This is a genomic window from Halalkalibacillus halophilus DSM 18494, assembly GCF_000423105.1.
GTDB lineage: Bacteria > Bacillota > Bacilli > Bacillales > Alkalibacillaceae > Halalkalibacillus > Halalkalibacillus halophilus.
Genome location: NZ_AUHI01000006.1, coordinates 66,356 through 91,917, shown reverse-complemented (window position 1 = coordinate 91,917; position 25,562 = coordinate 66,356). Strand labels below are relative to the sequence as shown.

Here is a 25,562-nt window from a genome sequence, read left to right as displayed (position 1 = left end):
ACTTGTGACAAACTGTTGAATATAAAAGTCGGAACGTTGAAGGATGTGTCATTCTATTGTATAATACAGTGTTGATTTCGATAATAAATAAAGTTTAAATATATAAGCAAGGTGGTTAGAAATATGGATTACAGAGTGTTGCTATATTACAAATACGTAACGATCGATGATCCGGAAACGTTTCGTGAAGAGCACTTACAATTTTGCTCAGAATTAGGCTTAAAAGGACGTATTCTTGTTGCGGAAGAAGGAATTAACGGTACCGTTTCAGGAACAGTTGAACAAACAAATAAGTATATGGAGGCATTACAGGCGGACCCTCGCTTTGCTGATATGACTTTTAAAATTGATGAAGCAGAAGAGCACGCTTTCAAGAAAATGCACGTTCGTCATCGTTCTGAAATTGTAAACTTAAGTTTGGAAGAGGCTGATATTAATCCCAATGAAGTCACGGGAGAGTATCTAGAACCAAAAGACTTCTATAAAGAGTTACAAAAGGAAGACACAGTCGTTTTAGATGCTAGAAACGACTACGAATATGATATTGGTCATTTCCGTGGAGCGATTCGTCCAGACATCAGAAATTTCCGAGACTTACCGGAATGGGTGAAAGAAAATAAGGAAATGCTCGAAGGGAAACGAGTATTAACATATTGCACCGGTGGCATTCGTTGTGAAAAATTCTCTGGTTGGCTCAAGGAAGAAGGTTTTGAGGATGTGGGTCAATTACATGGTGGCATTGTTTCCTATGGGAAGGACCCTGAAGTTCAAGGGGAGTTATGGGATGGACAGTGTTATGTGTTCGATGAACGAATTACAGTCCCAATTAACCAAAAAGAACATAAAATCGTTGGAAAAGATTACTTTACAGGGGAGCCATGTGAGCGATATGTTAATTGCGCCAACCCTGATTGTAATGAACAAATTTTGTGTTCTGAAGAAAATGAACATTTTTACCTAAGAAGTTGTTCGAAAGAATGTCGTAATCATCCTCGTAATCGTTACATTGAAGAATACACATTAACCGAGAAACAAGTACAAGAGAAGCTTCAAGCAATAGAAAACGAAGAAAAATCACACGCGTAAAAATGGTTCAAACCTCTTAATCATTTAGTTGGTTAAGAGGGTTTTTTAATCGCTTACATTTCTCCCTGATAAAGGAATAAAGTGATTTGCCAGATATTGACCACCAAATAAATGTTTTGAGCAACGAATATTGTGGTAAATTAAACATACTGATATATATTATAATAATGTCGAAAATAGTCGATTAATATAGACTTAAAAGCGGGGAAAAACCATGGAAATTACATTCAACAATGTACAACAACTTAATATAAAGCATCTATGGGGCCCAAAGAGTCAACATGTCGTGGACCTTAGCTTCCACTCTGAACGAGTTCAAACTTCTTCAGCATTCTTTTGTATAAAAGGTGAAACTAGTGATGGACATGCCTTCATACAGGAAGCAATTGATTCTGGTGCGACCACGATTGTTGGTACAGATCACCAAACGCTACAAACATATAGTGAAACCTTTACGTATATTACATTTATCGTTGTTGAAAATATTAGACAATCGATGGCCCGTCTGGCGAAGCATGTCTATAAAGAACCGTATGAAAAGTTATATTCTATAGGCGTAACAGGTACTAATGGGAAAACTACAGTAGCTGGATATGTAAGATCCTTACTCACACTTCTCAATATGCCAACCGGTTCGATCGGTACGACTGGAATATGGTCTCACAACGAAAAATTACAATACAAAAAAAGCACTCCGACTACTCCAGAGTCATTAGACGTTTATCGCATCGGAAGACAATTGTTAGATGCAGGTAATGAAGCTGCGGTGATGGAAGTATCTTCAATAGCGCTTGATCAGTACCGGGTGGACGGAATAGAGTATGATGTAGCTATTCATACCAACCTTTCAGAAGAACATTTAGAGTACCATGGAACATTAGATCATTATAGACAATGTAAGCTTCGTTTATTTGATCAAACAAAAGCAGCTGTAGTTAATATAGATGATGAGGGTATGGCAGAAGATATCCTTAGGAGATATCAAGGGCCATTGATCACCTACAGCATATATGGTAATGAGCAAGCGGACTTGGTTGCTGGTGACATTGATGTGAGTGAACTTGGAAGTACTTTTAACCTTTCTTTTAAAGGACAAACATGTGAAGTGTTTGCACCGGTACACGGTGACTATAATGTAGCAAATGTATTATCTGCAATCGGCGCTGCCTTACATTTAGATTTCAAATTAGAAGATATATTAGAAGTGTTGCCAACTTTAGAAATACCTGAAGGAAGGTTTCAAGTGGTTCGTAAGCCACAGAATCAAACGGTAATCCTGGATTATGCTCACACACCTGTTGCTTTGACACGATTATTAGAAGAAGTAAAAAAGTTAGACTATAATCGTTTAATAATAATGATTGCAGGAATTGGAATTCGTGACTTTAACAAAATGCCTAAAATGGCAAGGGTAATAGAAGGTAAAGCAGAAGAAATTGTGGTTACAGTAGATCATCCGGGCTATTTGGATCCTAACCGCATCGTGGATCAAGTATTGACTGGATTTTTAAATCCTACTTCACCTCATATACACCGCACACTTACTCGTGGAGAGGGAGTTAGAAGAGCACTTGAATTATCAGGTGAAGGGGACTTAGTTCTTTTCACTGGTGGCTGTATTAATGACTCTCAAATTATTAAAGGTGAGGAAATCCCGCATTCTGATATGAGTATTATCGAAGAGTATTACTCAAATGATTGCCCTTCTCCGTCCTAAAATATGTTAATGACAGCCGAACTGGCTGTCATTATTTTTTTCTACCTTGAATCTGCATTCATACTTAGTCTGCCTATATGTTAAACTGTGATAGGTGGTTTGTAGAAATGAGGTATAAAGTATGAATATACATAAAGAAAAACTATCTCCTGAGAATGATCCATGGGAAGTTTACAGGGATGTTGAAGATTTTGGTGAAATGACTTTGACCAATGTAGAATTTACGACAACGCATCTGTGCAATATGCGCTGTCGCCATTGTGCGGTTGGGGAGACTTTAGTTCAGAAGGATCCTGATGCTTTACCCCTTGAAGTATTTATTTCCAGGTTAGAAGAAATTCCGAATCTACGAACATTGAGTATTACGGGTGGAGAACCGATGCTATCGAAAAAATCCGTAGATCAATACGTGGTGCCACTTTTGAAGTATGCTCATGAACGTGGGGTAAGAACTCAGATAAATTCGAATCTAACGTTACCTTATAACAAATATGAAGCAATTGTTCCTTACTTGGATGTATTACATATTTCTCATAATTGGGGCACTGCGGAAGAATTTGCGGAAACGGGCTTTGCATTAATGGAACGAAAACCGAGTTATGAAAATCGTGTAAAGTATTTTGACCGCATGGTAGAAAACAGCAAACGCTTATCTGAGGCAGGTGTGATGGTTTCTGCTGAAACAATGTTAAATAAAAGAACCTATCCTCATTTAGAGGAAATTCATGAACATATTCGTGAAATGAAGTGTGCTAGGCATGAGATTCACCCGATGTATCCAGTAGATTTTGCAAGTGATTTACAGACGTTGACGCTTGAAGAAATGCAGGATGGGATCGAGAGGTTACTGAACTATCGAGATCAGGAGTTATGGATGCTATTTGGAACGTTACCATTTTATCCTTGTAGTAATTCTGAACAAGAACTTCAGTTACTAAAGAAGTTAGATGATGCTAAGAATGTAACCGTGAGAAATGACCCTGATGGTAGATCGCGTTTAAATGTTAATATATTCAACGGCGAAATAACTGTCACTGACTTCGGGGATGAGCCAAGCTTAGGGAATGTTGAAAATACATCAATGCTTAATGCGTTTGACCGCTTTCAAAAAACCAAGCTCGCCCAGTCCATTAACTGCCATTGTCCGGTGGCGAAATGTTTAGGTCCAAATGTATTAGTAAAAGATGTGTATTATCAAGGGGTAGATTTTAGGTCCAAAGAAGCGAATATCTCGATAAAAAATAGATAAAACTCCCATCTATACGAATTTGATATTATTGCAAAATTCAAACTTATCTACAGATTATTGCTCTTTTCTGAAAAGAGTAATAACATAGCGATTATATCTAAACATCATGAGTGAGGAGTTGCTAGATTGAAACTTATATTAAAATTAATTGCAGGTATTATTTTAGGTATTATTGTAGGCTTAACTGGTATTGAGTGGCTCACACGCTTATTTGTTACATTTGAATCAGTGTTTGGGCAATTTATTGAATTTATGATTCCGCTAATTATATTATTTTTCATTGCTTCTGGTGTTTCAAAGTTAGGAAAAGAATCAGGGAAGTTAGTAGGTTTAACTGTTGGTACTGCTTATGCTTCGACGATTTTAGCAGGTATAGCCGCTTTCTTCATAGCGACTTTTATTATGCCTTACTTAGCATCAGAAGGAGCAGCCCCAGAAGAGGGAGAGGGATTAACAAGCTTTCTGGACTTAGAGATTGACCCTCTAATGGGTGTAATTACAGCTCTTGTCTTAGCTTTCACATTTGGAATTGCTATGGCAAAGCTAGAAAGCAAAACGTTAATTCCTGCTTTTGACGAGGGTAAAGCAATTGTAGAATTAGTTATATTAAAAGTAATTATCCCATTACTTCCGTATTATATCGCAGGAATATTTGCTGGTTTAGCGGAAGAAGGAACGGTCTTTGATACCCTTCAAGTATTTGGAGTTGTATTAGTTGTCGCAATCGCTACGCACTGGGCATGGATTACGTTACAATACACCGCGGCAGGTGCCTTTGTAGGAAGAAATCCATTTACGTTAATGAAAACCATGCTCCCAGCATATTTTACAGGTTTAGGAACGATGAGTAGTGCTGCCACTATTCCTGTCACACTTAAACAGTCGAAACAAAACAATGTAAGAGGCCATGTAGCTGATTTTAGTGTTCCGCTTAGTGCTACCATACACTTGTCAGGTAGTGTGATCACGATTGTCAGCTGTACAGTTGCTGTGATGGCTGTACTAGATGGTTATAGCATTCCATCCTTTTTGGAGATGCTACCAGTTATCATGATGCTTGGAGTAATCATGATCGCAGCACCTGGTGTTCCTGGTGGAGCAATTATGGCTGCGATTGGAGTACTATCATCTATGCTTGGATTTTCAGAAGCGGCAATTGGTTTGATGATTGCGCTTTATATGGCACAAGATAGCTTTGGAACAGCTGCAAACGTAACCGGAGACGGAGCCATTGCATTGTTTGTAGATCGGTTTACAGAGAAATGGAAGCAATAACCAGAAAAGCTAGTCTCTATAAGGGACTAGCTTTTCTTCTATATGATATAGTAAATACAAACAAATAATTATACAAAGGTGATACATTATGAATGATGTTTTACAGAGAATAGGAATATTTGGAGCATTTTTATTCATGGTGCCAGCTCTCATCGGCTTTAATGAAAGTGGGAGAACAGGTTCATCCAATCCTTTATTAGTATATATCTTACTGTTTTCACTTGTACTAATGATGATCAGTTCAATCTGGCTATTTAGAAAACTTGAAAATAATCGTAACCTCCTTATAGAAATTTCGTTTTATACCTTGTGGATTTCTACTCCCTTCCTAATGATCAGTCAATTTGTATCTTTACTCTACTTAGCTGAAATAGTGAATCCAGAGCCTGAACTATTGGCGACCAAAAATTTTCTGCTCCCAATCGGGGTTTTATCGCTAGGTTTTCCAATTAGTTTTATTTTGTTGGGTTTAGGCTGTTATTTTAAATCGATAAAAGTAGGTGTCGGGTTACTTGTTTCATCCTTCGTAATGATGTTAGGTCTAATTATTTTTCCATGGATTCATCATGTCGGAATCGTTGGTGTAGCAACTTTTTATATCTTTTTATTAATAAAAATTAAAAAAATGTACTAAAAAAGGTTTCAAAAGTAATTAACCGGGTATCCTTTATAATAGTTATACAAATACTATACAAAAAGGGGATGGATTGAGTGAAGAAGATTTTTTCATTGTTGATTGTTGCTGTGTTTGTGTTCACTGTGTTTGGAGCGGGGGTAGCTGCAGACGATCATGATTCAGATGATGCTATGGTTCGAGTTGTACATGCTTCACCAGATGCACCTGAGGTTGATGTTTATGTAAATGGTGAGGCTGCGGTTGAAGGTGCTGCCTTCTCAGACGCTACTGATTACCTGAATTTACCTGCAGGAGATCATGAAGTTGAAATCTATGCTGCTGGTACTTATGGTGATAGTGATCCAGTTATTTCAACAACTTTATCGGTTGAAGCTGGATGGGCTTACACTGTTGCAGCTGTTGGAGAATTAGAGAACTTAGATTTACAAGTAGCTGAAGATTCGATGGAAGTAACAGAAGGAATGACAAAAGTAAGAGTGGGTCACTTTTCACCAGATGCACCGACAGTTGATGTAGGATTAATTGGCGGAGACGCGCTATTTGCTGGAGCTACTTTCCCTTCTGTAACGGACTATCAAGAGTTAGATGCTGACACGTATGATTTAGAAATCCGTACAGAAGACGGAACACAGGTGCTTGATTTATCAGGAACTACACTAGAAGAAAATACAGTTTATAGTGTTTTCGCAATTAACAACGCAGAAAATCTTGAAGTCCTTGTTTTAGAAGACTATACGATGGCACCAGGTGAAATGCCACAGACTGGCCTAGGTGGTGCTTCGACTGGTATGAACATGACGTTAGTAGCTGGTCTTGCAACTCTTATGTTTGGTCTTGCGCTTGCTGGTATTTCCATTAAACGTAGAAACGCATACCAATCATAAAGATGAAAAAATTCAATGCTTTGATGGTTGTTTCGCTCCTCCTAATTTTAGGAGGGGCTTCTGCCATCTTATCTTCCATTCAGGCGCAAGAGAGGGAAGAGTATACAATTAGTGAGAACAAGTTAAGCTTCTCCCAACCGGAAATGAAACGATTTGTTTATAAACAAGAAGAACAGGAAATAGATAATAGTGAGAAAGATACGGCAATCATTCCAGCAAGAATTTCTATACCTGCGATCTCGGTAGATGCACCAATTATTTCAACAGGACTAAATGAACAAAAGCAAATGGTCGTACCTGATAATGGGTATGAAGTTGCTTGGTTTGAGCCGGGTCGTTCTCCTGGGGCACAAGGGAATGCAGTTTTAGCAGGACATGTAGATGATTATACTGGTCCAGCTGTCTTTTTTGACTTGAAAGAGTTACAGCCTGGTGATGAGATTGAAATTACTGGCTTAAGTGGAGAAATCCTCGTTTTTGAAGTGGAAAAGATTGAATCTTATCCTGCTGATGATGCACCTATACGAGAAATATTTGGTCCTTCAAATGATAAAAGATTAAACGTGTTAACATGTACAGGTTTATACAATCACGAAACTCAAGATCACGAAGAGAGACTAGCGGTTTATACAGTATTAAAAGAAGAATAGAAGCTCGAGAACGATTTTGTTCTTGGGCTTTTGTGTGTTGAGTGAATCTCAAACAGGATCTTTGAATGCAAGTCATTTTTGTGAAATAATTTTAATGTGAAAGATTATTAACAGAAGGAGTGTTATGAAATGAGAGTACTAGTTGTTGGAGCAAATGGACAAATAGGAAGCCAAGTAGCAACATTATTAAAAGAAAATAATAATCATAGCCCACTTGCGATGATTCGTGACAAGGATCAAGCAGATAAATTCAAAAAAGAATCTATAGAAACAACCGTAGCAGATTTAGAAGGTTCTGTTGATCATTTAGCAGAAGCGGCTAAAGGTTGTGAAGCAGTTATCTTTGCTGCAGGCTCTGGGGGGGGTACTGGAGCAGATAAGACATTATTAATTGACCTAGATGGTGCAATAAAAATGGTTCATGCCGCAGAAAAAGCGGGCGTAGAGAGATTTTTAATTGTTAGTGCGCTTCAAGCTCACAATCGAGACAATTGGAATGAACAGATTAAACATTATTATGTAGCAAAACATTATGCAGATGAAGTTTTATTAGATAGTAAACTATCTCACACAATCGTTCGCCCCGGCGGACTAACAAACGATGAAGCGACTGGGAAAATCCAGGCAGCAAAAGACCTAGGAATGGGTCAAATCTCAAGATCAGATGTAGCAAAGACATTAGTAGCTGCACTTGATGAAAAGAATACAATTAATAAAGACTTTGACTTACTATCAGGTGACGAAGAGATTGCGACTGTTTTAAGTAAGCTATAATTAAAACCACCCATTATGTGTATGATTTTTTCACATAATGGGTGGCATTTTTATTCTTCAGGGTTATCTGATTTTAATGTGTCTTGAGTTTTCTGCCAAACAGAATCCTCTGCATCTAAGAAAAGCTTTCGTGTTGGGAAGGCAATGGAGACGCCTTCTTTCTCTAATATGTCCATTACATTATAGTTCACTTCTTCTTTTACAGCCATCCATTCTTCCCAAGCAATAGTGTGCGTAAAGCAGTAAATCATAATATCTAAACTGCCTTCATTGTAGTTATGAAAACGAACAAGCAGAGTCTCTGGGTGAATGTCATCATTATTTTCAAGCATTTCACGAATGTTTGAAACGGCTGATTCTAATTTTTCCCTTGGAGTAATGTATTCCACACCTAGTTCAAAGTAAATTCTTCTTCGACCCATCTCACTCCAATTCGTGATAGGCTCATTTGAAAGAGTCGCATTTGGAATCGTTACAAGTGATTCTGAAAACGTTCTAACAATAGTGCTTCTAAAGGAAATATCTTCGACAATCCCTTCCACACTAGGAGTTTCAATCCAATCATCAATCGTAAATGGCTTCTCTGTGATAATGACGATCCCACCAAAGAAGTTTTTGATCACTTCTTGTGCAGCCAACGCGAATGCCAAACCTCCTAAGCCGAGACCAGCAATAAAACCAGATACATCATATTCAAATTCTTGAAGAATGATGGTTAAGCTGATTGCGATGACTACAAACCGTATAGCTTTAGAGAGGAAGGGGATGAGTATTTGATCAATTTTAAAATTGATTTTTTCATTTACTTTCATTAATAGCAAAGAAGAACTCGATGCTAAGTTAAACGCACCCCAAGTGAATACGACAATAATAAATACTTTGATTAAACTTGTGAATAATTCAGATTGTTGGTTAAGGTAAGGGAAGTAATATGCTGCTATATAAATCCCGATAATCATTAATAACCATCTGATAGGTTTTTCGAATGCATCGAATATGTAATCGAGCAATTCAGACTTTGCTTTTTTTGCTAATCTTTTAAAGAAGTAAAATATATACTTAGTGAATATTTTTCTTAGAAATAGTACAAATAAAATAATAGCAAATGCGATGCCTATATTTATTAGTTCGTTTAAACTGATATATTGGGTGATGAAATCCAGGTTCATATAAGCTGCTCCTTTACCTAGTAAGGTGAGTAATGTCATTTTAGCATATAATGAGGAAACTCATACACTTTTCTATTGGAATAAGTGAAATCATCCTATTCGAAGTTTTATTCATTAAAAGAGTAATTATAGCTCCAAATGACACTATATTAGAAATGATACGTCTCATTGTAAAGGAGAAGTTGCTATGGGAAAAACTACTTTTATATTAGGTGTCATGTTGAGTTTGTTATTCATATCGGGATGTGGAACTTCTAATAATACTTCAAATGACGAAACAGAATGGGAACCAACAGAATACGAAGATGTTAACACCCTTGATGGGGTTACGATGCATGTTAAAGAGGGGACGGTTTCCGCCATTGGGTTAACCGTAATATTAGAGAATTCGCGTGAACAAGGATATACCTATGGAGAATATTTTTCTCTGGAAAAAAAGGTAGAAGATCATTGGGTGCAAGTTCCAATTACAATTGATGGGGATTATGGGTTCAATGATATCGGATATGGATTGGAACCCAATGGTACTAGTGAGTGGAAGGTGGATTGGGAGTGGCTATATGGTAGTCTGGATTCAGGTGATTATCGTATTGTAAAAGATATCCTAGATATCAAAGAGCCTGGTGACTATGAGAGGTATTACCTGGCCGTTGAGTTCACATTAGATTAAAAAAAGTTCGGGCATCAATAGCCCGAACTTTTCTTCGTATAATTTATTCCTCTAATGCTTCAATTACTTTTTGTGCAGCAGATTTACTTGATTGTGGGTTCTGACCAGTTACAAGATATCCATCTCTTACAGCGAAATCAGCCCAGTTGTCGCCACGTTCAAAGATAGCGCCACGCTGTTTCAATGTTGTTTCTAACATGAACGGCATATAGCTATCTAACTGCATTTCTTTTTCTTCATCATCTGTGAACGCCGTAACCGTTTTTCCATCTACAATGGATACACCGTTACGATACATAACGTTCACTAACCCTGCAGGTCCGTGACAAACAGAGCCAATTACTCTGCGATCTTCTGCGAATGTTTGTAAGACATATTTAAGGTCATTGCTATCTGGAAAATCGAACATGGTACCATGTCCACCAGGTAGGAATACTGCGTCGTATCCTTCCGCTTCATCTTTTGAAAGTTTTTTCGTATCCTTCAATAGATCTTGCGCTTCTTTCCAATCATCTTCACTTTCTACACTATTAGGATCAAGTGGAACTTCTCCACCTGAAATACTTCTTACTGTTATATCATATCCTTGTTCTTTAAATACGGAATGAGGTGCTGCAAATTCTTCTAACCATAATCCTGTTTTGTGATCATCTGTTATTGTTGCATGGTTTGTGACAACCATTAATACTTTTTTAGCCATTATAAAAACCTCCTTCTAATCATTAAATATCCGAAATATCGTTTCATTAAACCTAAAGCATGTCACCTACCTGTGGTCAAAATAAAAAGCAACTTAGGCATAATACCTAAGTTGCTTCTGGACCTATTTTAGAATCCTTGCATGGAGCCCATTGATTCCATCATTAGTTCTTCAAATTCTTCCATTGTCATGGTGTCTGCATTCTCAGGGTCAATGGTGAACTCTACATCGCCATTCATATTCTCATATGTGGTGTCCATGGAGAAAGCAAAGTTGAACTCTTCCCCGTTATCGTCCATCGTTGCATCTACATGTACTGCCTGGCTTTCAATTGTATCGCCATCTACAGTTGTGTGTACTTCAAATTGATTGAACGTTACATGGTCGAAAGCTTCATCTAAGTCTGCTTGCGCTTGTTCTAATTCTTCGTTAGAAACTTCATCAAATTCTCTCATAATACGGTCAAGCAATTCACGGATGTCTTCTTCGTGGAAGTGAACAATATATTGACCGTCTTCCCCTTCTTCAAAGTCTTCTTCGTCTTTATTTTGAAGAATATCTTTTGTAATGGCTTGCACACGGTTATTGATGTCTTGTTGGTCCATACTAGCCAGCTCGTCATCCAATTCATTTACATCAATCTCAAGTAATTTTCCTTCAGCCTCTGATGGCAAGCCTAAAAATGCTCCGAAGTTTTCCATTAAGCTATCTGTTTCTACGTACATCATCTGTGTATTCATATTTTGTAAAAAAGGTATGTCGATATTAAATGTCATTGGTGCCATGCTTGCTTCTACATGCAAGGTTGCTTGTTGCATTTCGCGTTCCTTGTCATAGATTTGCGACATTGATAAATCCATATCATTAATCATTTGAATGTAAGGTCCCATAAAAGGGTCGCTAGAATCCATATCTAAATTAAGATCAATGGTGGAAAAAGCTTCATAACTTTCTGCTTCTAATACATTATCAAAAGAATCAACTACTACTTCTTGGTTCGTGCGGCTTTCTCCTCCGCATGCTGCAAGAATTGCTAATGTAGCGATTAACACTACCATTATTAACTTTCGGATCATCTGTATTCCCTCCCTAAATTATTACAACTTCATCATACCATATTTTATAAATTTTCAGGTTAAAAATTACAAAAATAAAAGTTGACCACACTGGTCTAAAGTTATATAATGAAGTCGACCAACATGGTCTAATTATATTTGATAAGAGGGTTGCATATGCCAAAACCGTTTAAAAACCTAACCGAAGAAAAGCAATCTAGAATTATTAATGCTGCCTTAGAGGAATTCGGCTCTCAGGGGTATGACCAGGCCTCCACCAACGCTATTGTTAAGCAAGCTGGAATTGGTAAAGGGATGTTATTTTACTACTTTAATAATAAACAAGAGTTGTACCATTATTTGATTAACTATAGTTTTCATAAGATGAAAAAGCAGTTCATTGAGAAGTTAAACATGGAGGAAAGAGATTTTATTAAACGCTTTAAACAAACATCTTTACTTAAGATGGAGTTTTTCTCCAATCATCCGCATATGTTTAATTTCTTAGGGACCGTCTTACTTGTTGCTGATGATCAAATGCCAGAAGACATAAGAAGGCGCATAAAGGAAATGCGGGCGGTAGCTTATGAAAGTATTTATAAAAATATAGATTTTTCCTTATTTCGTGATGATGTTGATGCAGATAAAGCACTGCAATTGATTCAATGGTCCATGGAAGGATATCAACAAAATTTAAGCGCTCGTCTAGAAGGAAAGAAGATGACGGAAATAGATCTAGAACCATACTTGAAAGAGTTTGATGAATATTTAAATGTGTTGCGAACTAGCTTTTATAAATAGGGGGTATGAAGATGGCGGTATTAAAAGTTAACAAAGTGGAAAAGAATTTTGGTGATTTTCAAGCTTTGGGCGGAGTAGATTTTGAGGTGAAAGAAGGAGAGATCTTTGGGTTTATTGGTCCAAATGGTGCTGGTAAATCGACAACGATAAGAATAATTCTTGGAATTTTAAAAGCGAGTAGTGGAAACGTTGAGATCTTTGGCGAAGATGCCTGGACAGACGCGGTTTCGATTCATAAACGGATCGCTTATGTTCCAGGTGATGTAAATCTTTGGCCAAATCTTACGGGTGGAGAAGTGATTGATTACTTTATCCGTTTAAGAGGCGACCAAGTGGACCAAGATCGTAAACAAGAATTAATTAAAAGATTTCAATTAGACCCAACGAAGAAGTGCGGCACCTATTCTAAAGGAAACAGACAAAAGGTGGCATTGGTCGCTGCTTTTGCAGCGGATGCGGACCTTTATATTTTAGATGAACCAACGTCAGGATTAGACCCCTTAATGGAAAGAACGTTTCAAAATTTGATTATGGAAGCTAAGAAGGAAGGGAAGAGTGTGCTTCTTTCTAGTCATATATTATCTGAGGTGGAACGATTGTGTGACACCATTGGGATCATTCGAAATGGAACAATTATTGAAAGTGGTTCCTTAAGTGAATTGCGCCATTTAACTCGTACGCATCTATATGTAGAAACGAGCAAAGAGATGGACCTTTCAGATCAGGATGGCGTTCATGAATTTGAGCAAGAGGGAGACGGATACGCGTTTCAAGTAGATACAGAAAAATTAGATGATGTTATGCGTTCCCTTTCTACTTTCGGAGTCTTAAAGATAGAAAGCGCTCCGCCTAAATTAGAAGATTTATTCATGCGTCACTATGATACAGGTGGTGAAGTGAGATGATTCATGCGTGGTGGCATCGAACGGGTACGATACTGCGTTTACAGGCCAAAAGAGATCGAATCCGTATTCCTATTTGGATCGTTTCATTTATTGCTGCAACCATCCTCTCTCTAGTTGCTTTTCAAAACGTTTATCCGACTGCAGCAGAGCGCCAGCAAATCGTTGAAACATTAGTTAATCCTGCGATGATTGCTTTGTTAGGAAAAGTTTATGGCATAGAAGATTATACACTTGGAGCAATTTTGGCTCACCAAATGTTAGCCATGACAGCTTTAGTGGTTGGGGTAATGAGCATTCTTCTAGTCGCTAGGCATACGAGAGAAGATGAAGAGATCGGGAGGCTGGAATTAATTCGAGCGTTACCAACCGGTCGCCTAGCTAGTTTGACTGCTACGATGCTCTTATTATCAATAAGTTACTTCGTGTTAGGGATATTATTGGGAGCTTTACTATCTGCATTAGGAGTAGAAAGTGTTGGAATGGAAGGGTCATTTCTATATGGCGCTGCTTTAGCAACAACGGGGATATTTTTCATGGCGATTACTGCTTTGACTTCCCAACTTGCAGAAACTTCTCGAGGAACTGTCGGGCTTGCGTTTGCAATATTGGGCATTGCCTATTTAACAAGAGCAATTGGAGATGTCACTAATGAAACGATCTCGTGGTTCTCTCCGTTTGGGTGGATTCTTGAGTCACAAGTATATGTAAATAATTATTGGTGGACGATTTTTCTTACTTTAGGTGTAGCTGTAGTTATAATGGTCATCGCTTTTTATTTACATGCGATTCGCGATTCAGAGGCAGGTTTTCTACCGACGAAAGCTGGAAAGGACGGGGCATCTTCCTTTTTGCAAACTCCATTTGGCTTTTCCCTTAGACTTCAAAGAACCCAAATCATCTCTTGGGGTGTAGCATTATTTATTTTCGGAGGGACTTACGGAGCTGTGCTTTCTGAAACAGAGACGTATGTTGCTGAAATTGAAGTGATGCGACAAATACTTGACGGAGCTGGTGCAGGTAATCTCATCCATCAGTTCGTCGCATATTTAGCAGTAATCATTGCTATTTTCGCAACAATTCCAATGATTCAAGCAGTTTTTCGACTTTCTAAAGAAGAGAAGGCTAACCGACTGGAATCAATTTATGCAGGTTCAATCTCCAAGACGAAAATCTTTCTAACATATATCTCGATTGCATTTCTCACAAGTTTTATTATGTTGTCACTAGCTGGGATCGGAATGGCTGTAGCTGGAATTTCAACAACTGATGGTGGAGTGACTTTTTCAGAGATTTATTTAGCATTGATCAATTACATGCCGGCTACTTGGATGATGATCGGTGTTGCTGTGTTATTTGTGGGGATTGGGAAATGGAAAGGGTTTGTCTGGCTTTACCTCGGATACACCTTTGCACTGGTGTATCTAGGTAACTTATTGCAATTACCTGAATGGGTAGAATGGTTCTCCCCATTTTCGTATATCTCAGAATATCCAATAGAAGATTTCTCGTGGCTAGCTTGGGGCGGCTTGACGATCGAAGCGTTGATTTTTATGGTCATTGGCTTGATTTTATTTGCTAGGAGAGACTTGAAAGGATAGAACATAGGCAAACACTTCCTGAAACGCGTTTTGGGAAGTGTTTTTTATGTTCGCGTAGGTAGTGATCGTCAGGGAGGATATCCAGAATTGTTGGCATATATCCAGAAATAATTAGTCTTATCCACGAGCTTTAAAATATATCAAGAAAAGTCGAAAGGATATCCAGAATACTTGTACTTATTTCCAGAAAAGTATCCGCATATCACGAAACGCCTATTATATCTAGAAATATCCACTTATCCCCACTTAACTATGATTCAAAAAATACAAAAGCCATACCGCATGATTTTGTTCATCTACTGCTGCTCGCCTAAACTTCTCTTTTACATATGGATTGTTAGAGCGTTCAGCTAAATCATAATAGAACGTCACGGTATTCTGTTTTTCTTTAAATGCATCGTGCAAGCTTTCCGTATAAGAAGTGGATATATCCAGGGGGATTTGCGGTGTGTAAATTTCGCCAGTCATTTGTGTGTAAAAATGAGAAAAGTGACGATAATGAATCGTTTCAGCACCTTTTATAAGAAGAATCTGATCCTGAATTATTTTATTAGGAGCTATATCAGCTAGTTTAGTGTATTGTTCGATCGCATTATTTTCTATAGTTAGTGCATGTAGTAAATCGTCCACCAGGTTAGAGGGTGGATGTTTGTTCCATTCGCTTAGCGTATCATCATAGTTCATAATAAATCCCCCTTCCACTGCATTTTATGTAAGTGGAAGCAAATACTTGTTACAAATAACATAATATAAATTAATTTGCGCATGATAAAAAGAGAATTGTTAAGGAGGAATGCATAATGAATCAACAAATTCGTGAGCTGATGGCGAATAATGTATTGAGTGTGACACCGAACCAAACTGTCCAAGAAGCGGCAACACTTATGGCACAACATGATATTGGTGCAATACCAGTAGTGGAAAATGGAGAGTTAAGAGGTATTCTTACGGATCGTGATATTACGTTAAGAGCAACTGCACAAGGTTTCCAAGCGGACTGTCCAATTGGAAATTGCATGAGCGATCAATTGACCACGTGTGAGGCTGGAATGGATGTACATCAAGCAGCTCAAATTATGGCGCAACATCAAGTAAGACGACTTCCAATAGTAGAAAATGGACAACTCGTTGGGATGTTATCGATCGGGGACCTTGCTAGACAAGATATTTACCGAAATGAAGCAGGCGAAGCCCTTTCAAATATATCGAACCCAGGTGTCAATTTACAAGGGTAAATAAAAAGGAGATGTAGCATAAACGCTGCATCTCCTTTTATACATATTAATGATCATCTTCGTCGTCATGACTGTGATCCTCATCGTCCATGTCGTCCATATCATGCGTTTCTTCTACTTCGCCCATATCTTCTAGATTAGCATCGCCAACTGCAATATCATGTCGCGGCATGACATGTTGGTCGCGAGCGGTCACATGTGGTTGAACATGATAAATCCCGTCTGTTTCAAATGAGTAGTCTACTTGATAAATGCCTTCTTCTGTATGCTCAGCTTCTAACATTTCACTAGCATCTTTCTGCCCATTTTCCCATACTTCAAACATTACTTCGTTGGCATCTTCTACCTGCTCGTCGCCGTGGGTTACGCGTACTTCTAAGGAAGCTTCCCCAACTTCGAGTTCTTCATCAATTAAAACTTCTGCTTCTAATGGAGTTAGGGAATCAGCTTCAGAACTTTCTTCCGTGTCCTCATCTCCACAAGCAGCAAGTAGCATCATGCTAATGAATAAAATAAATGGTATTAATTTTTTCATCTATAAAAACTCCTTTATTTGTACTAATCAAAATATATCATAACGTTGCTTGAATTCGGCCGTGATTTTTGAACATTTAAAGAACCACATGTGAATAAATGTGACATTTGTCATGTGATAGTTCTGACATTCATGACTAGGTACTAATTTTAAATCCCCTTATACTTAGAGTAATTCAGCGCATACTAAAAATGATTTACATATTAGAGGTGATCTTATGGCAAATGCAAAATTAATGGAATTGAAAAAGAAAATTAAGCCATTCGAAGATGCGGATGCACAAGCTAGCACAAAGCAGCTATTAAATACCCTACCACCATTTTTAATCTTATGGACACTTGCTTATTTCAGTTTAAGTCTGTCCGTGTGGTTAACTGTACCTCTTGCAATTGTGGCAGCAGGTTTCGTCATTAGAATATTTATTATTTTCCATGATTGTTGTCATGGTTCATTTTATAAAAATAGAAAATTAAATAACACGGTTGGAACGATAACAGGGATCCTCACGATGTTTCCTTTTGAAAAATGGAAAAGAGAGCATGCGATCCACCACGCTACAAGTAGTAATTTGAATAAGCGTGGAACAGGGGATGTATGGATTATGACGGTGGAAGAATACGTTAAATCTTCTCCATTCAAGCGACTGCAATACCGCTTATACAGAAATCCACTTGTAATGTTCGGCTTCGGCCCGATTTATATGTTCTTTATTACTAATCGAATGAATCGTAAGGATGCCAAAAAGAAAGAACGTAAAAATACGTATCTTACAAATATTGCGATCGTAGCACTCTCTCTAGCAATGATCTGGCTAGTAGGTTTACCGGCGTTTGCGATTATTCAAGGAATTATCTTGTTCGTATCAGGCTCTCTTGGTATTTGGTTATTTTATGTCCAACACCAATTTGAAGATTCGTACTTTGAAGATGAGAGTGAATGGGATTATGTCCAGGCAGCAATTGACGGTAGTTCATATTATAAACTACCACGTGTGTTGCAATGGTTGACAGGGAATATTGGTTACCACCATGTTCACCATCTCAGCCCAAAAGTACCTAATTATAATTTGGAACAGGTACACGAAAAGACGCCACCACTTCAAGATGCAACTACCATTACACTTAAAACGAGTTTAAAATCGATTCGTTTCCGGTTATATGATGAAAACAAAAAGACATTTGTTAGTTTTAAAGCAATTCGTCACTTAATAAAAGATCGACAAGCAATCCAATAATCAATAACTATTTGAACTGCGCCTCCATGTTAAAACATTAACTAATGGAGGCGCAGTTTTTATTATGCTGTGTGAATTAGTGTTATGATAAAGTGACAAGTCAAGATTGGTGGGACAACAAGATGCAAAATTGGTTCAATATTATTCCGAGAAATTTAAGTTTAAATATATATGTATGGATTATCTTTAGTTTTCTTCCGTTTTTCTTTATTTTTAGGTCAAACTCAACCATTGAAATTGTGTTAGGAATTGTATTGATTCTTACATTTTTTTTAGCTTATCGACTATCCTTCTTGTCTGATGGTTGGTCTGTTTATGTGTGGGCATCGATTAAAATGGTTATTAGTATAGGAATGACCTTATTTTATGGTTATGTGTATGTGTCGTTATTTTTAGCGTATTTCATAGGTAATGTCCAAAAGAAATCAGGATTTCTAACACTTTATATTATCCACTTAACAACAACAATAGGGGCTGTATACGGTAGCTTTTATACACAAACCGAAATGTTTTACGCACAACTTCCGTTTATTATGATCACTATTTTAGGGGTTATTCTATTACCTATAAATACATATAACCGAATCAAACGTGAAAAGTTGGAAGGGGAGCTTCGATTCGCCAATGAGAAAATCTCTGAACTTCTTGTATTTGAAGAACGTCAACGAATCGCTCGCGACCTCCACGATACACTAGGACAAAAACTTTCTATGATCGGTTTGAAAAGTGATTTGGCAAGTAAATTAATCGTGAAAGATACAGATAAAGCGCAAGTAGAACTAGACGACATTAATCAAACGGCCCGTACGGCTTTAAAAGAAGTGCGGGAGATGGTTACAAACATGAGGGGTGCCAAACTAGAAGATGAACTCATTCATGTTTCAAAGATTCTAAACGCAGCAGAGATCACGCTTGACCTTCAAGGAGATCAGCAATTATTAGAAACCCCAACGTTAGTAGAAGACATAGTCTGTATGTGTTTAAAAGAATCCGTAACGAATGTTGTAAAACATAGCCAGGCATCAACTTGTAAAGTAATCATAGATGAAGCTACAGATGGTTTAAAAGTTGAAATTAGTGATAATGGAATTGGTAAGACACCAGGGTCCGTACTAGAAAAGGAAAATGGATTGCGTGGTATGCGAGAACGTTTGGACTTCGTTAATGGAACACTTTCCATTGATCGTGAGGAAGGATTTAAAGTTCTTATTTCCATACCGAAAATATTAAAGTCACAACAAGTGGAGGGAGAAGCATGATTCGCATTGTTTTAGCGGAGGACCAGGGGATGTTGCTGGGCGCTTTAGGGTCATTGCTTGATTTGGAAGACGATTTGGAAGTGGTAGGAAAAGCACAGAACGGCCAAGAAGCGTTAGCTCTGGTAGAAGAATTACAACCGGATATTTGTATTATGGATATCGAGATGCCGATTAAAACTGGCTTAGAAGCTGCGGAGAATTTAAAAGATCACCCGTGCCAAGTAATCATTTTAACGACGTTTGCAAGATCGGGGTATTTTAACCGCGCACGAGAGGCTGGGGTTTATGGTTATTTACTTAAAGATAGTCCCAGTGATGAATTGGCACATGCGATTCGAACGATTAGAAATGGAAGGCGTGTGTATGCCCCAGAATTAATTGATCTCGCTTATGAAGACGCGAACCCATTGACTGCGCGTGAGCTTGAAGTTCTTCAACTGATCGCAGAAGGCAAGAGCACAAAAGAAATTGCAGCGTCTTTATACCTAACGTATGGTACTGTCAGAAATTATATCTCTGTAATTTTTGATAAATTAGAAGTAAGCAATCGAATTGAAGCAATCGCGAAACTAAAAGAAAATGGTTGGAATTAGAGGTGTGGAGGCAGCATGCTGAAAAAAGACTGTATTCAAATAGGTTCATTCAAACGAGGAAAACACAATAAAATCACCGATGTACATGGTGTTACTGTGGGAAATGTTACTTTAAACGATGGGGAAGTTCAAACAGGCGTCACAGCGATTAAACCCCATCAAGGAAACATATTTAAAGAAAAAGTCATTGCATCTAGTCATGTCTTCAATGGATTTGGAAAGACAACCGGATTGATTCAAATAGATGAGCTAGGAACATTAGAAACTCCGATTATATTAACGAATACGTTAAGTGTAGGAGACTGTTACCGAGGGCTAACTACCTATATGCTGCATTCAAATCCAGAGATTGGCGAAACAACTGGCACAGTGAATCCGGTTGTTGCTGAATGTAATGATATGAGTTTAAACAACATTCGTAAAATGAATATTAAATCAGACCATGTAATAGAAGCACTCTACAATGCGAGCGCGGATTTTGAAGAGGGCAGTGTGGGTGCAGGAAGAGGCATGAAGTGTTTCGATTTAAAAGGCGGAGTTGGATCCAGTTCGCGAATTGTGTCTTATTCGCATGGGGATTATACAATTGGAATTTTAACCTTAACCAATTTCGGAAAGCTCTCTTCATTTGTGATGAATGGAGACCCTATCGGTGAGCGTTTGAAAAAATCATTAGAAATATTGGAATCAGAAAGCGAGCAAGGTTCCATCATCATGGTTGTTGCAACTGATTTACCGGTAACTCAAAGCCAGCTGAATCGAATCATTAAGCGCACAGGAGTGGGTTTAAGTCGTACAGGCTCCTTTTTAGGCAATGGTAGCGGTGATCTCGCAATTGGTTTCTCAACAGCGAACAAGGGCAAAGGTGAGGAAGAAGGATTGAACATTTTACATAGTATACCGGAAGCAGACCTTGACCAAGCCTTCGAAGCTACCGTAGAGGCAACAGAAGAAGCAATCCTTCATTCCATGCAATTAGCTGAAACAGTGACTGGAAAAGGTGGACGAACACTTTACAACTTACAAGAAGTAGTAGACAAAACGGAGTAAAGGAGATATTCGATGTTTGCAAACTATGATGCAACAGGACTAAAAGGGTTAATAGACCAAAGGGAAATAACACAAGAAGAAGTGGTAGAACATTATATCGGTCAAATAGAAAAATTAAATCCGAAAATCAATGCTTTTGTCCACACGATGTTTGAAGAAGCACGTGCACAAACAGGGGAAAATGCCACCCAAACAGGGCCACTGCGAGGTCTTCCTTTCGCGGTAAAAGATCTGAATCCAGTAAAAGGCCATCCTTATACAAATGGGTCTAAATTACAACAGAATTATGTCGCGGAAGCAGATGATCTGATTGTGGAACGGTTTAGAAAAGCAGGCTTAGTGTTTCTTGGTAAAACTAACACACCAGAGTTCGGCTTCCTGCCAACAACAGAACCTGAATTGTTTGGTCCAACTTTGAATCCGTGGAATCATGCATTTTCACCAGGCGGTTCCAGCGGTGGAGCAGCAGCAGCCGTAGTAGCAGGTATGGTGCCGTTTGCACATGCAAGTGACGGTGGAGGTTCGATTCGAATCCCAGCCTCTTGTACTGGTTTATTTGGGTTGAAGCCATCAAGAGGATTACTCCCATATTCTCCATACGTAAATCAGATTGCAACCAGTCATGCTGTTACGAAATCGGTTCGTGATAGTGCAACGTTATTAGATGCATTAAAAGGGAAGGGGCCATATGAGTTATATCCAAGTGTTTCGGGTGAAGAAAGCTATGTTGACGCGATTAACAGGCCTTTTTACAAGTTAAAGATTGCTACTACAATCGATTGGAATGGCCAAGCGTATGTAGATTCAGAAACTAAAAAAGCCCATGCGAAGACAGTAGCAATGTTAGAGAAACTCGGACATGAAGTCGAGGAAGTAAAAGTAGATTTTAACCTAGATGAATTCGCCAAAAGTTTTATTGATGTCTGGATGGGATCTGGCTCCGTTGTAATCAAACACCTAGCCCAAATGATGCAAGTGAAACCCTCTTCTGAAAACTTGGAAAAGCTATCTGAGATGGTGCTTCGTAGAGGGGAAGAAATGTCTGCACAACAGTATGAAGAAGCTAGAGTTAAGTTATACTTTGCTTCACAAAAACTAATCGCACTACATGAACAGTACGACCTACTACTCTCACCAGTGCTAAATAAATTACCTTTAAAAACTGGAGAAGCTAATCATACAAGTGAAGATGCATTCTACCGAAATTTCATTGATTACTGTAGTTTCACACCACTTACCAATATTAGCGGCCAACCATCGATGAGTGTCCCTGTTCATTGGTCTGAGAACGGCTTGCCGGTTGGAATGCAATTTACTGGACCACTAGGAAGTGAAAGCCTCCTATTCCAACTAGCCGGCCAAATCGAACAAGCCTATCCATGGTGGGATCAATATAAAATCCTTTACCGAAACTAAAATTATTTGTGGATAGAAAAAGAGTGACGTAATTTTAAAAGTGGAAAGTTGGAAAAGTAGCTACGAAGTTCATTAAAGAAAAATTAAGTCTGATAAAGCAGCCGTAAAGTTCGATAAAGTAATATTAAGTCTGATAAGCCGTTACAAATTTCAATACTGACGCTAAGGAAAGAATTTGTAGAACTGATCAACTCTGTGGAAGACCCGTTTGGCGTAAGCGCTGAACGGGTCTAATTTTATGGTTCCAAAACTTCTATTAACTTGTTGCGAAATTTTTCTTGATCCTGGTTGGTAAACGCCTTAGGACCTTTTGTGCGTTGACCGCTTTTTCTTGCCATTGCACTTAGATAGCGCGACTGTAATAGTTGGTCAATATTATCGTGCGTGTATACAAAACCTTTATGATGAAGCACATGACAGCCTTTATTTAATCCTAATGAGGCTAAACCGTAGTCTTGCGTGATAATCATGTCCCCCTGTTTTACTAATGCGATTAATTTATAATCTGCAGCTTCAGAAGCGGAGTCTACATAAATTGTTTCTACACCTGGCTGTTGATCATTTGGTGAAAAATGGGCATAGCTTTTCACAAGAGTTACTAAAATATCCCGCTTAAATGCTTCTTCTATTACGACATTAGTTACTGGACAGGCATCTGCGTCAATGAAAATTTTCATAAATACACCTCATTCAAATTAGTTATAAAGATTTAGGTAAAAATATGTACAGAATTGTCGATAATAAGAAAAGAGGCATGTGCTTTTAAGTTAATAACAAGGAAAGGAGGACCAACATGGAAGCTACTTCTAAATATATCGTTTTTCAGTTAAATAATGAACGATTTGCGATTAATATTCAACAAGTCCGTTCGATTGAGAAGGTTCCTGAACTTACATCAATGCCACAAATGCCAGTATCCATGAAAGGAATTTTCGAGTTACGCGGGAAAATTACACCTGTGATAGACCTAAAAGAAAAATTAGAAATGGGTACGACAGAACAACAAGCAGATACACGCGTGCTCATCTTAACTATTGACCAAGAACAAGTTGGAACAATAGTAGATCGTGCAACAGAAGTGATAGACCTTAATGATGATGAAATTGAAGAACCACCTGGGATGATTTCAGGTGTGCATAAGGAATACATAACTGGTGTCGCTCATTACGAAGAGAAGTTATTAGTATTACTAGATTTAGACCGAGTGATTCACTTTGAAGAATTAAACATTGTATAATATGTTTTTTCAACTTAGATTCACATAATTAGGAGGAAGAAGATGAAAAAGAAGTTAGCGTTGAAAAGTGTGCGCGCAAAAATTTTAGCGGGCTTTTTAAGTGTGATATTTTTAGTATTAACTTTAGGAGCATTTAACTTTTATGCGGTTAATACAATCAATAATGACACAGACGAAATTGTAAATGAAGAATTACCATTAATGGAAGCGGACGAGGGATTAGCCTTTAATATGGCTCAACGAATAGCACTTGCAAGAGCATATGTGCTGTATGGTGATGAAGAACTTAAAGAACGATTTGATATGTATACAGAAAGTAGTATCGCTCATGAAGAATACATATTATCTGCAACCAACTCACAAGAATTACAAGAGCTGATTACTCGTAGTGAAGAGTGGGAGCAATTAATTACGGAAGAAATCTTTGTAGCGTATGATAATGGAAACGAAACCGTTGCTAGTCAAATGTTAAGGCAAGATGCCCAAACGGAAGCAAGAGAGATTATGGATGGTTTTGAAAGTGTAGCAGCAGAACGACGAGACATTATTAGTCAAACTGGGCAAGATGCGATTAATGCAGGAAATATGATTATGTGGATTGGACTTGCGATTTCAGGGTTAGTATTAGTTTTAGGAATTGTAATCGCCTTAGCCATGGCAAATATGATTACCAATCCAATTAAACAAGTAATGAATCGAATGAAAGCCGTTTCCGAGGGTGACTTAAGTCAAGAACCCCTAGAGAAAAAGACGAATGACGAGATTGGTCAATTAGTAGAGTCAACGAATGATATGACGGAACAGAACCGTCAAATGTTAACAAAAATTCGTGACGTTTCTCAATCTGTATCAGCCCAGAGTGAAGAATTAACCCAAAGCTCGGATGAAGTGAAATCAGGATCTCAACAAATAGCAAGCACGATGCAAGAACTTTCATCTGGATCAGAATCTCAAGCAAATCATGCGAGTGAGCTTTCTGAGAAAATGGGTAGCTTTACAGAAAAGGTTAACATAGCAAACACAAGAGGTGGAGAAGTTTATGAAACCTCTTCACAAGTATTAACTCAAACGAATAATGGTAGTGAAATAATGACCGAATCGGTTCAACAGATGCAGGCGATTGATCGAATTGTACGGGACGCAGTTGAAAAAGTAACTGGACTTGATCAACAGTCACAAGAAATTTCAAAATTAGTAAAAGTGATTAAAGACATAGCGGAACAAACCAATCTACTTGCATTAAATGCTGCCATTGAAGCAGCAAGAGCTGGCGAACACGGTAAAGGCTTTGCTGTAGTCGCGGATGAAGTTAGAAAACTAGCTGAACAAGTCGGTGATTCGATCTCAGACATCACAAATATTGTCGATGGCATACAAAGAGAATCAACAGCAGTAACTAGTGCTCTACAATCAGGGTACGATGAAGTGGAAAAAGGAACAGCAAGCATGCAAACAACGGAAGGAACGTTTGCACAAATTAAAGAAGCCGTCCAAGGTATGGCAACAAATATCCAAGACGTAACAGTGAACCTAACGGAAATAGCAAATGATAGTCAAGAAATGAATACAGCTATTGAAGAGATTGCATCGATCTCAGAAGAATCAGCAGCAGGTGTAGAACAAACATCAGCCTCTGTAGAAGAATCTTCAAGTTCCATGGAAGAAGTATCTGCTAGTGCAGATGACCTTTCTAAATTAGCAGAAGAGCTAAACCAATTGGTTAGTCAGTATAAAATATAATAAAAACCAATTGGAAAACACTTAGGTTACCAGCTCCATAAAAGCACTTTCGCCATCCGGTGAAAGTGCTTTTTAATATTTATATTTACTTTT

General features: G+C 38.1%; 26 protein-coding genes. 20 read left to right on the top strand and 6 right to left on the bottom strand.

Annotated elements, in window-relative coordinates:
* Positions 1–123 precede the first annotated feature (123 nt).
* The 8 genes from trhO (at position 124) to G532_RS0104100 (ending at position 8,272) form a co-directional block, all read left to right on the top strand.
* Positions 124–1,086 (top strand): oxygen-dependent tRNA uridine(34) hydroxylase TrhO, encoded by a 963-nt coding sequence (gene trhO, locus G532_RS0104135; protein WP_035512516.1) that lies wholly within the window; start codon positions 124–126, stop codon positions 1,084–1,086.
* A 214-nt stretch (positions 1,087–1,300) separates the two neighbouring features.
* The gene (locus tag G532_RS0104130; RefSeq protein WP_027963662.1) at positions 1,301–2,803 is read left to right on the top strand and encodes a UDP-N-acetylmuramoyl-L-alanyl-D-glutamate--2,6-diaminopimelate ligase; all 1,503 of its coding nucleotides are present in this window, start codon (positions 1,301–1,303) and stop codon (positions 2,801–2,803) included.
* A gap of 121 nt (positions 2,804–2,924) precedes the next feature.
* On the top strand, positions 2,925–4,052 hold the full coding sequence (gene yfkAB / locus G532_RS0104125) for a radical SAM/CxCxxxxC motif protein YfkAB (RefSeq protein ID WP_027963661.1): 1,128 nt from the start codon (positions 2,925–2,927) through the stop codon (positions 4,050–4,052).
* 126 nt (positions 4,053–4,178) lie between these two features.
* Positions 4,179–5,327 (top strand): dicarboxylate/amino acid:cation symporter, encoded by a 1,149-nt coding sequence (locus G532_RS0104120; RefSeq protein ID WP_027963660.1) that lies wholly within the window; start codon positions 4,179–4,181, stop codon positions 5,325–5,327.
* An 88-nt stretch (positions 5,328–5,415) separates the two neighbouring features.
* Positions 5,416–5,961, top strand: coding sequence for a hypothetical protein (locus tag G532_RS0104115; protein WP_027963659.1), 546 nt, complete (start codon positions 5,416–5,418; stop codon positions 5,959–5,961).
* 77 nt (positions 5,962–6,038) lie between these two features.
* The gene (locus G532_RS0104110) at positions 6,039–6,848 is read left to right on the top strand and encodes a DUF4397 domain-containing protein (protein WP_027963658.1); all 810 of its coding nucleotides are present in this window, start codon (positions 6,039–6,041) and stop codon (positions 6,846–6,848) included.
* Positions 6,849–6,850: 2 nt separating this feature from the next.
* A complete protein-coding gene (locus tag G532_RS14735; RefSeq protein ID WP_035512546.1) occupies positions 6,851–7,498 on the top strand; it encodes a class F sortase in 648 nt (215 codons plus the stop codon).
* 129 nt (positions 7,499–7,627) lie between these two features.
* Entirely contained in the window at positions 7,628–8,272 is a 645-nt protein-coding gene (locus G532_RS0104100) for an SDR family oxidoreductase (protein ID WP_027963657.1), read from the top strand.
* Between the two features lie 50 nt (positions 8,273–8,322).
* On the opposite strand, the gene G532_RS0104095 is transcribed toward G532_RS0104100, so the two are convergent.
* Positions 8,323–9,441 carry a mechanosensitive ion channel family protein gene (locus G532_RS0104095; RefSeq protein ID WP_027963656.1) on the bottom strand — a complete coding sequence of 373 codons (1,119 nt, stop codon included), beginning with the start codon at positions 9,439–9,441 and terminating at the stop codon, positions 8,323–8,325.
* Positions 9,442–9,628: 187 nt separating this feature from the next.
* Here G532_RS0104095 and G532_RS0104090 point away from each other — a divergent pair, with 187 nt between their 5' ends.
* The gene (locus tag G532_RS0104090) at positions 9,629–10,111 is read left to right on the top strand and encodes an immunoglobulin-like domain-containing protein (RefSeq protein WP_027963655.1); all 483 of its coding nucleotides are present in this window, start codon (positions 9,629–9,631) and stop codon (positions 10,109–10,111) included.
* A 43-nt stretch (positions 10,112–10,154) separates the two neighbouring features.
* On the opposite strand, the gene G532_RS0104085 is transcribed toward G532_RS0104090, so the two are convergent.
* Together G532_RS0104085 and G532_RS0104080 are read right to left on the bottom strand one after the other, a co-directional pair.
* Positions 10,155–10,811 (bottom strand): type 1 glutamine amidotransferase domain-containing protein, encoded by a 657-nt coding sequence (locus G532_RS0104085; RefSeq protein WP_027963654.1) that lies wholly within the window; start codon positions 10,809–10,811, stop codon positions 10,155–10,157.
* Positions 10,812–10,939: 128 nt separating this feature from the next.
* On the bottom strand, positions 10,940–11,887 hold the full coding sequence (locus G532_RS0104080; RefSeq protein ID WP_027963653.1) for a DUF6612 family protein: 948 nt from the start codon (positions 11,885–11,887) through the stop codon (positions 10,940–10,942).
* 156 nt (positions 11,888–12,043) lie between these two features.
* On the opposite strand from G532_RS0104080, the gene G532_RS0104075 reads away from it, so the two are divergent.
* Genes G532_RS0104075 through G532_RS0104065 form a run of 3 tightly spaced genes read left to right on the top strand, consistent with a single transcriptional unit; the run spans position 12,044 to position 15,170 of the window.
* Entirely contained in the window at positions 12,044–12,667 is a 624-nt protein-coding gene (locus G532_RS0104075; RefSeq protein WP_027963652.1) for a TetR/AcrR family transcriptional regulator, read from the top strand.
* Between the two features lie 11 nt (positions 12,668–12,678).
* Entirely contained in the window at positions 12,679–13,572 is an 894-nt protein-coding gene (locus tag G532_RS0104070) for an ABC transporter ATP-binding protein (protein ID WP_027963651.1), read from the top strand.
* Positions 13,569–15,170 carry an ABC transporter permease gene (locus G532_RS0104065; protein ID WP_027963650.1) on the top strand — a complete coding sequence of 534 codons (1,602 nt, stop codon included), beginning with the start codon at positions 13,569–13,571 and terminating at the stop codon, positions 15,168–15,170. The genes G532_RS0104070 and G532_RS0104065 overlap by 4 nt, the downstream gene beginning before the upstream one ends.
* Positions 15,171–15,416: 246 nt before the next feature.
* Here the strand turns inward: G532_RS0104065 and G532_RS0104060 are convergent, their stop codons facing one another.
* Complete coding sequence (locus G532_RS0104060) at positions 15,417–15,854, bottom strand: ferritin family protein (RefSeq protein ID WP_027963649.1); 438 nt, start codon at positions 15,852–15,854, stop codon at positions 15,417–15,419.
* 116 nt (positions 15,855–15,970) lie between these two features.
* Here G532_RS0104060 and G532_RS0104055 point away from each other — a divergent pair, with 116 nt between their 5' ends.
* Entirely contained in the window at positions 15,971–16,405 is a 435-nt protein-coding gene (locus G532_RS0104055; RefSeq protein ID WP_027963648.1) for a CBS domain-containing protein, read from the top strand.
* A gap of 46 nt (positions 16,406–16,451) precedes the next feature.
* Here the strand turns inward: G532_RS0104055 and G532_RS0104050 are convergent, their stop codons facing one another.
* Positions 16,452–16,940 (bottom strand): FixH family protein, encoded by a 489-nt coding sequence (locus G532_RS0104050; RefSeq protein ID WP_027963647.1) that lies wholly within the window; start codon positions 16,938–16,940, stop codon positions 16,452–16,454.
* A gap of 217 nt (positions 16,941–17,157) precedes the next feature.
* Between G532_RS0104050 and desA the strand changes: the two genes are divergently transcribed.
* The 5 genes from desA (at position 17,158) to G532_RS0104025 (ending at position 22,492) form a co-directional block, all read left to right on the top strand.
* The gene (gene desA, locus G532_RS0104045) at positions 17,158–18,174 is read left to right on the top strand and encodes a Delta(5) desaturase DesA (RefSeq protein ID WP_027963646.1); all 1,017 of its coding nucleotides are present in this window, start codon (positions 17,158–17,160) and stop codon (positions 18,172–18,174) included.
* 122 nt (positions 18,175–18,296) lie between these two features.
* The gene (locus G532_RS0104040) at positions 18,297–19,433 is read left to right on the top strand and encodes a sensor histidine kinase (protein ID WP_027963645.1); all 1,137 of its coding nucleotides are present in this window, start codon (positions 18,297–18,299) and stop codon (positions 19,431–19,433) included.
* Entirely contained in the window at positions 19,430–20,026 is a 597-nt protein-coding gene (locus tag G532_RS0104035; protein ID WP_027963644.1) for a response regulator transcription factor, read from the top strand. The genes G532_RS0104040 and G532_RS0104035 overlap by 4 nt, the downstream gene beginning before the upstream one ends.
* 15 nt (positions 20,027–20,041) lie before the next feature.
* The gene (locus G532_RS0104030; RefSeq protein ID WP_027963643.1) at positions 20,042–21,076 is read left to right on the top strand and encodes a DmpA family aminopeptidase; all 1,035 of its coding nucleotides are present in this window, start codon (positions 20,042–20,044) and stop codon (positions 21,074–21,076) included.
* Between the two features lie 12 nt (positions 21,077–21,088).
* Positions 21,089–22,492, top strand: a complete 1,404-nt coding sequence (locus G532_RS0104025; RefSeq protein ID WP_027963642.1) for an amidase — start codon at positions 21,089–21,091, stop codon at positions 22,490–22,492.
* A 236-nt stretch (positions 22,493–22,728) separates the two neighbouring features.
* On the opposite strand, the gene G532_RS0104020 is transcribed toward G532_RS0104025, so the two are convergent.
* Entirely contained in the window at positions 22,729–23,169 is a 441-nt protein-coding gene (locus G532_RS0104020; RefSeq protein WP_027963641.1) for a YaiI/YqxD family protein, read from the bottom strand.
* A gap of 116 nt (positions 23,170–23,285) precedes the next feature.
* Between G532_RS0104020 and G532_RS0104015 the strand changes: the two genes are divergently transcribed.
* Entirely contained in the window at positions 23,286–23,729 is a 444-nt protein-coding gene (locus G532_RS0104015; RefSeq protein ID WP_027963640.1) for a chemotaxis protein CheW, read from the top strand.
* 42 nt (positions 23,730–23,771) lie between these two features.
* Entirely contained in the window at positions 23,772–25,469 is a 1,698-nt protein-coding gene (locus G532_RS0104010; protein ID WP_027963639.1) for a methyl-accepting chemotaxis protein, read from the top strand.
* Positions 25,470–25,562: the final 93 nt, after the last annotated feature.